Source organism: Streptomyces sp. RLA131 (assembly GCF_056270125.1).
The window spans coordinates 5,473,536-5,486,146 of sequence record NZ_JBWDOQ010000002.1; the positions used below are offsets into that span (position 1 = coordinate 5,473,536).

The following is a 12,611-nucleotide window of genomic DNA, read 5'->3' on the forward strand; positions in this document are numbered from 1 at the left end:
GCGGACTGGGCGCCGAGAATCAGTAGTTCGGCTTCTTGACCAGGAGGTTCTTGCGTTCGACGACCTCCGGAAGGTAGACCTGCTCATGCCAGGAGTCGGTGTCGACGGGCTCCAGCGCGATGGAGATGACCCCCTTGTCGCAGCCGAAGGCCTCGGTGATCGCCCCGGCGAGCGCGTCGACGAGTTCCGACTCCTGTTCCTCACTGATCGCCACCGGGAAGTACTTGATGTTGACGTGGGGCATGGTGGGCCTCCTGTCGTGTTCAGGTGATCGGCTTTTTCAGTGGATGGGCAGCAGGCGGATCATCTCGATCAGCCCGTCCACCTGGGGGGCCTTGAGAATTCCGTAGTGATCCGCCTCGATCTCGACGACGGCCGGGTTGTGCGCGGAATAGCCGCTGCTGTTCTCGATGAACGAGTAGTCGTCGCCCCGGGCCTTGAATATCGTCACGGGCGCGCTGATCCGCCGTTCCAGCAGTTCGTCGAAGGTGTACCTGAACTGGTAGGTGCGCTGTACGACCCTCATGACGCGCTTCACCAGATCGCGGTCGAGATGCCGGTACCGGTCCGCGATGAACGAGGCGAAGCTGTCCTCGTCCCGGGCCACGCGCAGGCACTCCTCCAGGACCGGCCCGGTGACGGTTCCGGCGAAGACGGAGAAGAGGATCGTCAGATAGGCCTGGTTGCGGTAGGCCGTCTCGTGGCGGTACGCGGCCCCGTCCGACGACCGTACGGCCGGCGATCCCGGAGCGATCAGGAAGAGACTGGTGACCCGGTCACCGGCCTGTTCCAGCTGGTAGGCCGTCTCGAAGGCGACCCGGGCGCCGAAGGAGTAGCCCCAGAGTGTGTAGGGCCCCTCCGGCTGGAGCCGTTTGATGGCCCGGACGTCGGCCGCGGCCATCTCCTTGATGGTGGGGTACGGAGTCTCGCCCTCGTTGATCCCGTGCGCCTGCACTCCGTAGAAGGGCTGTTCACCGGCGACCGCGTCGGCCAGCGGCCTCAGGTTCATGGTGTAGCCGCCCAGGCCGGGCCAGCAGAAGACCGGAGCCGCGTCGCCGCCGGGCCGCAGGAGCACCAGGCGCGAGACCGGTCCTGCGGTCTCGTCGTCCACCCGCAGCGCCAGTTTCTCCACGGTCGGCGAGTCGAAGAGCACCTGCAGCGGAAGCGAGCCGCCGAACTCCCGGTTGATCCGGTTGATGATCCCGACCGCGAGCAGTGAGTTGCCGCCGGACTCGAAGAAGTCGTCGAGAACCGAGACGGTGTCCCGTTTCATCAGCTTCTTCCAGATCTCGCCGACCCGGCGTTCGGTCTCCGTGCGCGGCGCGGTGAACGGCCGGTCGGTGGGCCGGGCGTCCGTGCTGTCGGGGGTCTCCAGCGCGGCCAGGGCCCTGGCGTCGATCTTCCCGTTGGCGGTGAGCGGGAGCCGGTCCAGCACGGTGACCCGGTTGGGCACCATGAAGTCGGGCAGGAACGCCGCCAGGTCGTCCTTGATCAGCTCGGCGGGGCCCTTCATATGGACCACGTCCTCCTTCATGTCCTCGCCGCGGATCTGCTCGTCGCTCACGCGGCCGCCGACGAAGAAGTAGGAAGCGGCGCCGTCCGGGCCCGGGGCTCCGCCGTCCCGGCCCGTGGCTGCCCCTGCCCGGCCCGTGGCCTCCAGGATCTGCCGCATCCTTTTCGCCGAGGGGAGGTCGTTCCCGGTCTTGGAGCTGTAACCGGAGGACATGAAGCCGAAGTTCAGGTCGTTCATCTGCAGATGCTGGAGCTTCCGGCCGAGTTCGACATATCGCAGCCATCCCCGGTCCGACCGGCTGATGACGGTGATCCCCAGGCTCGCCCGCTCGTACACCTGCTGGTTGATGGCGATGACGTGCTTCTTCAGGACAAGCTCGTCCGATATCCGCAGCAGGTCGCCGTCCCGGTAGCGGTACTGGCCGGCGGGCAGGCCGTCGACACTGCCCGGATGCGGCTGGACGTAGATCTCCAGGGAGTCGTCGTCCGGGGCCGGCGGGGTGTAGCGGACGATCTCGAAGGTGCCCAGGTAGTAGTCCTCGGCGGCGCACTCCAGGTGGTCCCGGGCGGCCGGGGTGTACTCCAGGGGAACGATGCCCAGCCCGTGGCCGGGGAGGATCTCCTCGAAGAGTCCGACCATATGGCCGGTCTCGATCTCCAGGACCTCCTGGATGTTGTTGCGGTAGACCGGCTCGACGGCCCGCCGTTTGCCCATGAAGTGGACCTTGATCCGGGGGTCGCCGCCGGCCGTCTTCGGCCTGATCAGTACCAGCCGGTGATGTACGGGGTGGTAGTAGTGGAAGCCCGGCTCCAGGCCGGCGACACCGTCGACCTCGAAGTACATCTGGGTGGCGTACAGGGAACCGGGAGAGGCGTAGCCGTACTTCGGCAGCAGCCGTTCCTCGCTCAGGTACTGCCCGAAGTACCGCAGGATCCTGCCCAGTTCGAAGCGGCTCAGATCCTGGGGGTCACGGGAGTCGGTGCCGCGGACCCGGCGTCCCAGTAACCGCAGGATGTCGGCCCGGCCGACCGGGCCGCCCTCGAAGAACCGGTACGTCTTGCGGCCGAAGGCCAGCCGCCGCTGCTCGCGCGTCGGTTCCCGGCCGGGGAGGTCGACCACGGGCTTCCCGTCGAGTTCGGAGGTGTCGCGGCAGCCCCGGTTGGACAGCTGGGCCCTGACCTGGAGCCGGCTCGACTTCGACTGGTGGTGCGCGCCGTGGTTGCCCTGGTCCATCAGGGCCGCCTCCTTCGGGTTGAGCTCCACGAAGGAGACCAGGTTCTCGAAGCCGGTGCGCAGGTCCTTCTTGACGATGACGGCGGCGTTGCGCACCCAGTCGTGCGTCTCGATCCGCAGCCGGATCTCGTCCAGCTCGATCCGGAAGCCCCGCAGTTTGATCTGGGTGTCCACCCGGCCGACGTACTGGGCGGTGCCGTCGGCGTTCCAGCGGGCCAGGTCGCCGGTGCGGTAGAGCCGCTCGTGTCCGTCGTCCGTGGTGAACGGGTTGTCGGTGAAGCGGGCCGCCGTCAGCTCCGGCCGGTGCAGATAGCCGCGCGCCAACTGGACGCCGCTGACGTACAGCTCGCCGGTCCCGCCCTCCGGCACCGGCGTCCGGTTGCCGTCGAGGATGTAGTAACGGGTGTTGGCCACCGGGGTGCCGATCGGCACCGAGGGGGAATCGTCGGCCGTGGCGGCCCGTGCGACCGCGAAGGCGGAGGAGTTGATGGTGCACTCGGTCGGACCGTAGAGGTTGACCAGTTCGCACCCCGGCAGCGCGTCGAGGCAGGCCTCGGCCAGGGCGGCGGAAAGGGCCTCCCCGCCGCTGAAGATCTGGGTGAGCGAGGTGCAGCGGCCCAGCTCCTCGGTGTCCACGAGCGCCTGGAGCAGCGTCGGAACACACTGCAGGGTCGTCACCCGGTGCCGTACGACGGCGTCGATCAGCCGCTCCGGATCCCGGTGGATGCCCGGGCCGCCGATGACGACCTCACTGCCGCAGGCGGGCGCCAGGATCTCCCACTGGGCGGCGTCGAAACTCATGGGCGTCTTCTGCAGCACGATCCTGCCCGGCCCCAGGTTGTGAGCGTCGCGCAGCCAGCGCATCTGGTTGGCGATGCCGCGGTGCTCGATCATCACCCCCTTCGGCTGTCCGGTACTGCCCGAGGTGTAGATGACGTACGCCAGGCTCCGCGGGTCCGGCCCGCTGTCCTCGGCGGCTGTGGCCGATCCGGGCTCCCCGGTCGCGGCGGGCCGTGAGCTCGCGAACGCGGCGGCGTCCTCCAGGGTGGCGATCACGGTCCCCTCGGGGGCCAGTTCCGTGAGCCGGGACCGGAGCCGCTGCTGGGAGAAGACCACCCTGGTGCCGGAGTCGGTGAGCATGTAGCGCAGCCGCTCCTCCGGGTAGTCGGGCGACAGCGGCAGATAGGCGCCGCCGGCGAAGAGAATTCCCCAGGCGCCGGTGATCAGATCGGCCGACGGTTCGGCGAAAACACCGACGCATTCGTCGCCGGTCACACCGAGGTGCCGGAGATACGCGGCCAGCTCCTCGCCGGCCCTGACCAGCTCGCGGTAGGTGAGGGTCTCGCTTCCGTGCACCACCGCCGTGTCGTCCGGGTTCTTCTGCAGCTGTTCCCGGAGCATGTGAGGAAGGCACTCGCCGACGGGGAATGCGTCCTTTATTTCGCCGAATTCCTTGGAGGTCAAGTCTTCGTCTCTTTCGGCTCGATGAAAACGGATGCCCGGTGCGCCCGTGCGGCTCCGAGTCAGCCCCAGCCGCTGTCGTCCAGCGCTATGGAGCTTCCTGTTCCGGTTTCTGCGGCCAGGATTCCGGCCGGGTTGATTTCCTTCTGGGAAATAGCACCGCCGGTCGCGGTCAAGGCCAACGCCCAAGCCGCGAGGATTGCTGCGGTGGCGATCCGAAACGACGTCATGTTCTCCGCTCTCCCGTACTCGTACCGTGGTCGCCCGATTGAATTCGACCACCTCAGGAGCATGTCGCGGTTTCCGTCTTGTCTTCAACCACCCTCCGCCGCCATGATGATGCAAACAGTAAGCTGCAGGGGGGCGAAATGGACAATAAGGGTGTTTTCGGCGAGTCCGCGCCCGATTGGAGGCTCAGTGCGACACAAATGCGGGTCTATAAATGGGCCATCGCCCGAGGATTTGTTTCAACGGATGAAACGGCGGATGTACTGGGTCTTTCGCATGCCGAGGCACACGAGGCGATGGAGGCCCTGGCCGGCGTCCATCTGATGGAGTCGCGGGACACCTCGGGGTCGGACGCCGACGAGGGCGGCGAAGGCGCGGACGACGCCGGACGCGAGGGTCCGCGAATACGGTGGCGGGTGCTCAATCCGCAAATCGCGGCGGCCCGTATGGCGGCCACCGAGTCCAGACTGCGACAGATGATGGTCGAACTGAACAGTTCCCGCCAGTCCTTCGACGAACTGGCGGATCTCTATTCCGCCCTGGGTGAGGCACGGACCGGCCAGTATTCGGTGGAGGTGCTCGGATCGCTCTCCGATGTGCTCTCCCTGGTCGACGAGGCCAGCGCGCGGTGCAAGGTCGAGATGATCACCTGCCAGCCGGGCGGAGGCCGCCCGCCCGAGCAGCTGGAACAGGCCGCGGCCCGCGACACCGAACTGCTCGGCAGAGGCGTCCGGATGCGGACGCTCTACCAGCACTCCGCCCGCCACCATGTGCCGACCAGCGAGTACGTCGAGCGGGTCACCGGCTCCGGCGCCGAGGTCCGTACCAGCCCCGAACTCTTCGGCCGGCTCATCGGGTTCGACCGCTCGGTGGTCTTCATCCCGCACCACTCCGTGCCCGGCGGGGCAGCCGTCATCCGGGACCCCTCGACCATCTCGTTCCTCTACGGCGCCTTCAACCGGGCCTGGGACCTGGCCCTGCCCTTCAGCGACAGCCGCCTGAACACGGGAGGCCTCAGCGACGTCCAGCGCAACATCCTGCGTCTGCTCAGCGAGGGCGTGCGGGACGAGACCATGGCCCGCCGGCTCGGGGTCTCGCTGCGCACCTGCCGCAAGTACGTCGCCGAGATCTTCGACCAGCTCGGCGCGGAGAGCAGATTCCAGGCCGGCTACCTCACCGGGGACCGCGCCCTGCTGAAGTGAACCGCGCCGGGCCCGCACCCTCCAGCGGGTCGCGATGAAGCGGTGCCCTTCTGCTCGCGGGTGAGCCTGGAGGCATGCTCGTCGGGACCGCGCCTCTTCGTCTGAAGGACTGACCTTGCGCGAGTGCGCACGCGCAACCGCTTCAGGTCTCCCGGCCCAGCAGGGGGAACGCCGCCCGCTCGTGCCAGTATTCGCCGCCGCAGACCAGGAGCTGAACCGACGAGACGTGGGCCGTGACCGGCAGGCGGCCGGTGAGGTCTGCCTCGATCTCGTCGAATACGCTCCGCTCCTGACCGTGGGCAACCGTCAGGTGCGGGACGACCTCGGCGAACCGGCCCCCATAGGGCGGGGCCTCCGGCCATTGTTCGCAGACGGCTCGGGTGAGAGCCCGCAGCGAATCATCCGGTGCCGGCACCAGGAAGAGCACGTCCGGGAACTGCCCGCAGGCCTGGAACCGAACGTCGAAGGCCCGATGGGCTCCCAGGAATACTCCAAGCGTGCCGAGCACGTCGGCATCGATGCGGGTGTGGTCCAGGAACGGACAGAGCACCGTCACATGCGCCCGGACCCTGGCTCCGGCCGAGGAATCGAACCGCTGACGCCATCCGCCCACGAGCGGCTCGGCTTCGGGCACCTTGACCAGCAGCACCGTTTCGCCTGCCTGATACCGGCCCGACTCGTCTTCCGGCATGAATCCCCGCTGATCACGACCGAGCCGATCAGACCACACAACGACCGGCCGACACCACCCTCTACGAACTGACGCACGACGAGGACGAAGCCGCCGCCGACCAGGGTCTGTGCCGTAAGACGACATGTCTTACACTTCCGGTATGGCCGACACCATCACCATCCGCAGTGATATAGAGACAGAGCGCGCCCTGGACATTCTCACCCGCGACGGCAGTTCGCGTTCGGCCGCCATCCGGCAGGCCGTGCTGGAGAGCGCCATGCGCAAGGAGCGCGCCGCCGCGATGCGCCGCGCAGTTCTGAGCATGCCGCTGGGCGAGCCTGACGGCGTCAACATCTCCGAGGAGATCTCTCGCAGCCGGGGGGATGAACGCTGATGATCTATCTGGACTCGGCCGCCGTCGTCAAACTCGTCCACGCCGAGTCCGAATCGCAGGCCTTGCGCGACTGGCTGGATGAGCGCGCCGACACCGGGTGGATCAGTTCCACGCTGGTCGAGGTCGAGTCGTTTCGAGCACTGGCACGACACGCGCCGGAAGCTGTCGCGCGGCTCCACCCAGTCCTGGACCTCATCGATCTGGTGGATCTGGATCCGAGCATTCGCATCCTCGCTCAGACACTGAAACCGGTGACGGTGAGGAGCCTCGACGCCATCCATCTCGGCACGGCCTTGCATATCCGATCACGACTGACTTCGTTCGTCACCTACGACAAACGACTGGCCGATGCGGCCGCGGGAGCCGGACTCACCGTCGACATGCCAGCGTGAAGGACGCCGGCCCAGAGGGCGAATCCGTGCCGACACCTACCCCGACATCCAGTTGCTGCCCGGCACACGCCTGACGGTCCGGGTACGCGGAAATCTGTCCGAGCGGCTCGGCCCCGGCAGCGTCAGGAACGTCTACCACGTGCTGGTGCGCCTGATGGCGGCAGCCGTTGAGGACCGGGTCATCCCGTCAGCCACCTGCCGACGCATCACACTTCGGCCTCTCGCCGACGAGGACGTCGTCCCGCCGACTGTCGGCCAGGTGCGGCAGATGCTCGGCGAGATGCCCTCGTGGCCCGGAGAAGACGACCGCACCCGGTCCGTGGTGGACTCCGTGCTCGGCGTCCACCACGGACCGGGTGCGGGCCGAAGATTCCAGATCAAGTCATCGCCGCGGGTCGTGCGGCGTAGCGCGGGATCAGGCCTTCTTGGTCTCCTAGTAACGGGCCGGGTCGGTGACCTGCGGCGATGACTGCTACGGGCTGCTGACCTGGCCCTTCTTTGTTTGGTGGCGTTGGCTCCGGATGGTGATGATCGACTGTCTTGCGGACTCTCTGCGGACTGGGGGTGTTCGCACGCAGAGCTTGCTGGCTTGCAAGGTCAGCTGTTGAAGCGCAACATATGTAGGACAAATCGGCCTCTGATGGACTTTCGTCGCGTGCAAGTGTTCAAGCGACCCGGCAAGCCGGAAAGCACTGCATCAGACCCCGGTCAAGCTGAGCTGAGCACGCTCCTCTTGCAGGGCGACGCGTTCACTCTCGTTCAGATGGGGTATTGGGTGAGCACGCCGGCGACGGCAGTGGCGAGGGTGATCACAGCGGCGAAGGTAGCGGCAGCACGCATCAAAGTGGCCGGGTAGGTGGCGCCATCAAGGCGGGCCAGTGTGCCTGCGGCAGCGGCGGCTAGGAGCGCGAAGACAACGACCACGGCGGCGGCCAGTAGGACGACGGCGAAACGGGTCACGATGATCTCCCTGCATACGGTGGGATGCTGATGTGACCGAGGTTCGCCGAAGTGATGTTCGCCGTGGTTCGGCCGAACGATGATGAACATCGGCGAACACATGCGGCTGGGGGCCTGATGCCAAGCGAGGAACTCGATGGACGGGAAAGTCCGCTGGCCAGGTTGCGCGACAAGCTCAGCGATGGGCTGGCTTACAAAGGGCTGACCAAGACCCAGCTCTCTACCCGGTCGGGGTTGGGCCGAACGACTGTCCAGGAAGTGTTCCGGGCGGATGGGGCAGTCCCGTCGGCTGAAACGGTCGTGGCGCTGGCCCGAGTACTCGGCGTGTCAGAAGCGGAGTTGCTGGATCTTCGGCGCAGGGCTGCCGCACCCCGGAGCGATTCGGTGCCCGGGCGCGGCGAGGGACCTGGCAGGCCAATCGGACAGTGGGATCCGCACGACCTGGAGGTCCATCCATCCGGATCCGCCGCATCAGCCAGCTCGGTACGGGCGTTGTCCGGCTACGTCCGCCGTGCCCACGACCAGGTGCTGGTTCAGGCGGTGGGCGAAGTTATGGAAGGCCACAGCCGGATGTTAGTTCTGGTCGGTTCGTCGTCTACGGGCAAGACACGGGCTTGCTGGGAGGCCGTCCAGCCGCTTGCCACAGCGGGGTGGTTACTCTGGCATCCCTACGACCCGACACGGGCCGAAGCAGCACTCGCCGACCTCGAACGCGTCGCGCCGCACACGGTGGTGTGGTTCAACGAAGCCCAGCACTACCTCGGCGATCCGCAAGCAGGCGAGCGTATCTCCGCCGCCCTGCATACCCTCCTCATCGATGCCAGCCGCGGACCGATCCTCATCCTGGGAACCCTCTGGCCCGAGTACGAGGATCAATACACCGCCATCCCCAGACCGGGCAGTCCCGACCCGCACAGCCGCACCCGCGAGTTGCTCGCCGGCCGCACAGTGGCTGTCCCCGACACCTTCAACCAGGACGCACTCGGAACTGCCGCATTCCTCGCCCATGACGGTGACCGGCTGTTGGCGGATGCCCTTACCCGCGCTGGCACCCACGGGCGCGTCGCCCAGGACCTCGCTGGCGCCCCCGAACTGCTGCGCCGCTACAAGCATGGCGCCCCGGCCGTCCGGGCTCTGTTGGAAGCCGCGATGGACGCCCGCCGTCTCGGGATGGGGCTCCATCTCCCCCAAGCGTTCCTCACCGACGCCGCCGCCCACTATCTCACCGACGATGACTGGAACCGACTCACCAACGACTGGGCAGAAGCCGCCTACGGGGACCTCGCCCGCCCCGTCCACGGCAAGCAGGTCCCGCTAGGCCGCACAAGCCCCCGACCCACGCGTCATCCTCCGATCGGTCCGACGCCGACCAGTGCGGCGGCCCCACCAACGGGTCCTATGCTCCGCCTCGCTGACTACCTCGAACAGCACGGGCGGACCGCCCGCCGTCTACTCTGCCCACCAGCATCCTTCTGGCACGCCGCTCACACCCATCTCACTCACCCCGGCGACCTCAACAACCTCGCTGAAGCCGCCGAGAACATGGGCCGTTCACAATGGGCCCACCACCTCCGCCTCCGAGCTGCCGGGGCCGGCCACCCTGGTGCCATGATCAAAGTGGCCTGGGTGAGGGAGGACGTCGGGGACCGGAAGGGCGCTGAATCTCTGTTCTGGCAGGCTGCGGACGCTGGGGACCCCAGAGGCCTAAAGTTTTTGGGCCAGAGACTGGAGATGGCCAGGGACTGGGACGGTGCCGAGGCCCTTTATCGGCGGGCCGCCGACGCCGGTGACCCAGATGCGATACGTGGCCTGGCGCGGTTGCGGGAACGGATCGGAGATTTGGAGGGTGCCGAAGTCCTTTACCTGCGGGCTGCCGAAGCCGGTGACCCCAATTCCCTGTCCGACCTGATGATGATGCGAGAGGACGCCGGGGACCGGGATGGTGCCGAAGTCATCGCCCGGGAAGCCGCCGGCGCTGGCGATACCTTGTGCTTCACCATCCTGGCGCAGATGCGGGAGGAAACTGGGGACCGGGAAAGTGCCGAAGTCATCGCCCGGGAAGCCGCCGGCGCTGGCGATACCTTGTGCTTCACCATCCTGGCGCAGATGCGGGAGGAAACTGGGGACCGGGAAAGTGCCGAAGCCATCGCCCGGGAAGCTGCCGACGGCGGTGACATTTCCCCGCTGTTGGATCTGTGGCGAGACCGGCTCGACGTCGGGGACCTGGAGGGCGCCGAATCCGCCTTCGGGCAGGCCGCGGAGGCCAACGGCGGCCCCACCCCCGCCCACTTGGCACGGATACGGGAGGAGGCCGGGGACCGAGAAGGCGCCGAAGCACTTGCCCTGAAGGCTGCCGATGCTGGTGATTTCTACATCCTGCGCGACCTGGAACGAATGCGGGGAGAGACCGGGGACCAGGAGGGACTCGACGCCCTCTACCGGCACGCCGCCGACGCTGGCCATCTCCGCCCACTGCTGGGCCACGGGAGATGGCAGTACGGGCTGGAACCGGATGGTTCACCCTCATCTCCGTGGAGCGCGGAATAGGAGCACTGTAGCTGCTCAGCGCCTTTCTCCGCCCTCGCCATCCGCCGCATCGCCCAGCGGCTGGCTGAGCTGACATGCTGGAGTTCTGGCGTTGAGAGGGGCTGGGCGTATGCAGTGGGAGATCCACGGTGAGCGGCAGATCTACAACAACCCCTGGGTTAACCTCTGGCTGGTAGACGTCCAGCAGCCCGACGGGCGGCGGTGGGAGCATCACGTCGTACGGATGCGCCACCTGGCGGTCACGGCCGTGGTGGATGACCAGAAGCGGGTGCTGATGATGTGGCGGCACCGGTTCATCACGGACACGTGGGCGTGGGAACTCCCGATGGGTCTGATCGAGGCGGACGAGACTCCGGAGCAGGCGGCCGTACGCGAGGTCGAGGAGGAGACGGGCTGGAGGGTCGAGGGAGCGAAGCCGCTGATCTACGGGCAGCCGGCCAACGGCATCACCGACTCGGAGCACTACGTCTTTCGCGCTGACGCGGCCACGTACAGCGGTCCACCGACGGAGAAGAACGAATCCGACCGGATCGAGTGGATCCCGCTCAAGGACATCCGGGGGATGATCGACCGCCGCGAGGTCGTCAGCAGCGGATCCCTCATTGGACTGCTCTACCTGCTGCTGGACGAGGCCACGGCGGGCTAGGAGAAGGCTTGGCGCATCCGGGCCTCGAAGGCGATCACCGGGATCTCACGGGCATACGGCTGGAGTCGGGCGTGGAACTCGCGGACATGGCCGGTCACGCGGGGTGAGTCAACGCTGGTCGCCAGATCGAGGGCGAGGCCGGCGGTGTCGCAGGCTTGGTCCAGGGCTCCTTTCTGCAGTTGGGTGGTGGCGAGCCAGAAGGCGTGGAAGGCGCGGCCGCGTGCCTGGGTGACGTTCTCGCGGCGGAAGCCCTCGGCGATGAGTGGTTCGGCTTTGTGGGGTTCGCCGAGTTGCGCGAGGGCGATGCCGGTGTCGACGACGAGCTTTGTCTCGTCGAAGTAGCGCACCCACTGTGGCGCCGGGCCTTCGTCTGCGGCGCCTTCGAACTGCTGGTGGGCCTTGGCGAGGGCCTTGTGGCAGGCGACCGGATCGTTGAGTGACGCGAGGGCGAAGGCTTCGCGCAGGTGGAGCATGGACATCACGAGTGCGGACGGCGTGGTGTCGCGGGCAGTGTCCTGGGCGGCACAGGCAAGGGCGACCGCTTCGGCGGCGCCGCCCTCGTAGGTGGCCAGCAGGCTCATGGACGACAGGATGTTGGCGATGAGCTGCCGGTCGTCGATGTCCTTCGCGAGGCGGAGAGCCTGGGAGAAGTAGGAGCGGGCGGTGCTGTAGCGGCGGGCATCGAAGTAGGCCCAGCCCGCGAGCCGGGCCAACTCGGCTGCGAGGGAGTGCAGGCCGCGTTTCAGATCGCCTGCGGCGGTGGTGCCCAGGAGGTGCTGGACGTGCCGTAGTTGGCCGACGACGGCCGGGCGGAGGGCTGCTCCGCCGTGCTGGTCGTCGCGTCGCCAGTAGTCCTCGATGGATGACTGGATCGCGGCGAGTGTGGAGCGGGTGACGCGGCCTTCGTCGACGAGCGACAGGACGTCGTCCAAGGTCCTCGTTTCGCCCCGTTCAGGTTCCTCCGCCTGCTTTGCCACCGGAATTCGGGCGGACTCAGGTTCGGTGACCACGGCCCGCGATGGGATTTCCCATGGACGGTGGGCGAGCCCGAGCATGCCACCGGGAATGCGGAGCCCGTCGGCTACGCGTTCGATGACGTCGATGTGGGCCAGCTTGCGCCGGCCGCTCATGATTTCGCCGACGCGGCTCGGTGTCATCCCGCACAGAGCCGCGATGCGAGAGAGATAGATCCCTGCTCGTCGCCGTACGAGATGGAAGATCGCGGAGAAGTCCCGGATCCGGCAGGCTCGCACCATATCCGGATCGCGCAGCAGCGCGGCGGGCAGCTCGCGCGGTCCCTCCGGAGCGGGCATCGTCGGATTCCCTCCCTCCGAGGGTTTCTGACACGGCGTTCGGCGAACT

General features: G+C 67.3%; 11 protein-coding genes. 5 read left to right on the forward strand and 6 right to left on the reverse strand.

Features of this window, described 5'->3' with window-relative positions; all coding sequences use genetic code 11:
• Positions 1 to 19 precede the first annotated feature (19 nt).
• The 3 genes from RWE79_RS25955 to RWE79_RS25965 all read right to left on the reverse strand — a co-directional run bounded on the left by RWE79_RS25955 (position 20) and on the right by RWE79_RS25965 (position 4,437).
• Positions 20 to 244, reverse strand: coding sequence for a tautomerase family protein (locus RWE79_RS25955; RefSeq protein ID WP_475942468.1), 225 nt, complete (start codon positions 242 to 244; stop codon positions 20 to 22).
• A gap of 36 nt (positions 245 to 280) precedes the next feature.
• Entirely contained in the window at positions 281 to 4,147 is a 3,867-nt protein-coding gene (locus tag RWE79_RS25960) for an amino acid adenylation domain-containing protein (protein ID WP_475942469.1), read from the reverse strand.
• Positions 4,148 to 4,269: 122 nt separating this feature from the next.
• Positions 4,270 to 4,437 carry a hypothetical protein gene (locus RWE79_RS25965; RefSeq protein ID WP_475942470.1) on the reverse strand — a complete coding sequence of 56 codons (168 nt, stop codon included), beginning with the start codon at positions 4,435 to 4,437 and terminating at the stop codon, positions 4,270 to 4,272.
• Between the two features lie 294 nt (positions 4,438 to 4,731).
• On the opposite strand from RWE79_RS25965, the gene RWE79_RS25970 reads away from it, so the two are divergent.
• Entirely contained in the window at positions 4,732 to 5,637 is a 906-nt protein-coding gene (locus RWE79_RS25970; RefSeq protein ID WP_475942471.1) for a helix-turn-helix transcriptional regulator, read from the forward strand.
• A gap of 142 nt (positions 5,638 to 5,779) precedes the next feature.
• On the opposite strand, the gene RWE79_RS25975 is transcribed toward RWE79_RS25970, so the two are convergent.
• Positions 5,780 to 6,328 (reverse strand): 2'-5' RNA ligase family protein, encoded by a 549-nt coding sequence (locus RWE79_RS25975; RefSeq protein WP_475942472.1) that lies wholly within the window; start codon positions 6,326 to 6,328, stop codon positions 5,780 to 5,782.
• Between the two features lie 142 nt (positions 6,329 to 6,470).
• On the opposite strand from RWE79_RS25975, the gene RWE79_RS25980 reads away from it, so the two are divergent.
• Positions 6,471 to 6,704: a hypothetical protein gene (locus RWE79_RS25980; protein ID WP_475942473.1), complete on the forward strand. Its 234-nt coding sequence runs from the start codon at positions 6,471 to 6,473 to the stop codon at positions 6,702 to 6,704.
• On the forward strand, positions 6,704 to 7,096 hold the full coding sequence (locus RWE79_RS25985; RefSeq protein WP_475942474.1) for a type II toxin-antitoxin system VapC family toxin: 393 nt from the start codon (positions 6,704 to 6,706) through the stop codon (positions 7,094 to 7,096). Before RWE79_RS25980 ends, RWE79_RS25985 begins: the two co-directional genes overlap by 1 nt.
• A 759-nt stretch (positions 7,097 to 7,855) precedes the next feature.
• On the opposite strand, the gene RWE79_RS25990 is transcribed toward RWE79_RS25985, so the two are convergent.
• Entirely contained in the window at positions 7,856 to 8,146 is a 291-nt protein-coding gene (locus RWE79_RS25990; protein WP_475942475.1) for a hypothetical protein, read from the reverse strand.
• 72 nt (positions 8,147 to 8,218) lie between these two features.
• On the opposite strand from RWE79_RS25990, the gene RWE79_RS25995 reads away from it, so the two are divergent.
• Positions 8,219 to 10,603: a helix-turn-helix domain-containing protein gene (locus tag RWE79_RS25995; protein ID WP_475942476.1), complete on the forward strand. Its 2,385-nt coding sequence runs from the start codon at positions 8,219 to 8,221 to the stop codon at positions 10,601 to 10,603.
• A gap of 109 nt (positions 10,604 to 10,712) precedes the next feature.
• A complete protein-coding gene (locus RWE79_RS26000) occupies positions 10,713 to 11,249 on the forward strand; it encodes an NUDIX hydrolase (RefSeq protein WP_475942477.1) in 537 nt (178 codons plus the stop codon).
• Here the strand turns inward: RWE79_RS26000 and RWE79_RS26005 are convergent.
• A complete protein-coding gene (locus tag RWE79_RS26005; protein ID WP_475942478.1) occupies positions 11,246 to 12,562 on the reverse strand; it encodes a helix-turn-helix domain-containing protein in 1,317 nt (438 codons plus the stop codon). The two genes, RWE79_RS26000 and RWE79_RS26005, sit on opposite strands and share 4 nt — an antisense overlap.
• Between the last annotated feature and the right edge of the window lie 49 nt (positions 12,563 to 12,611).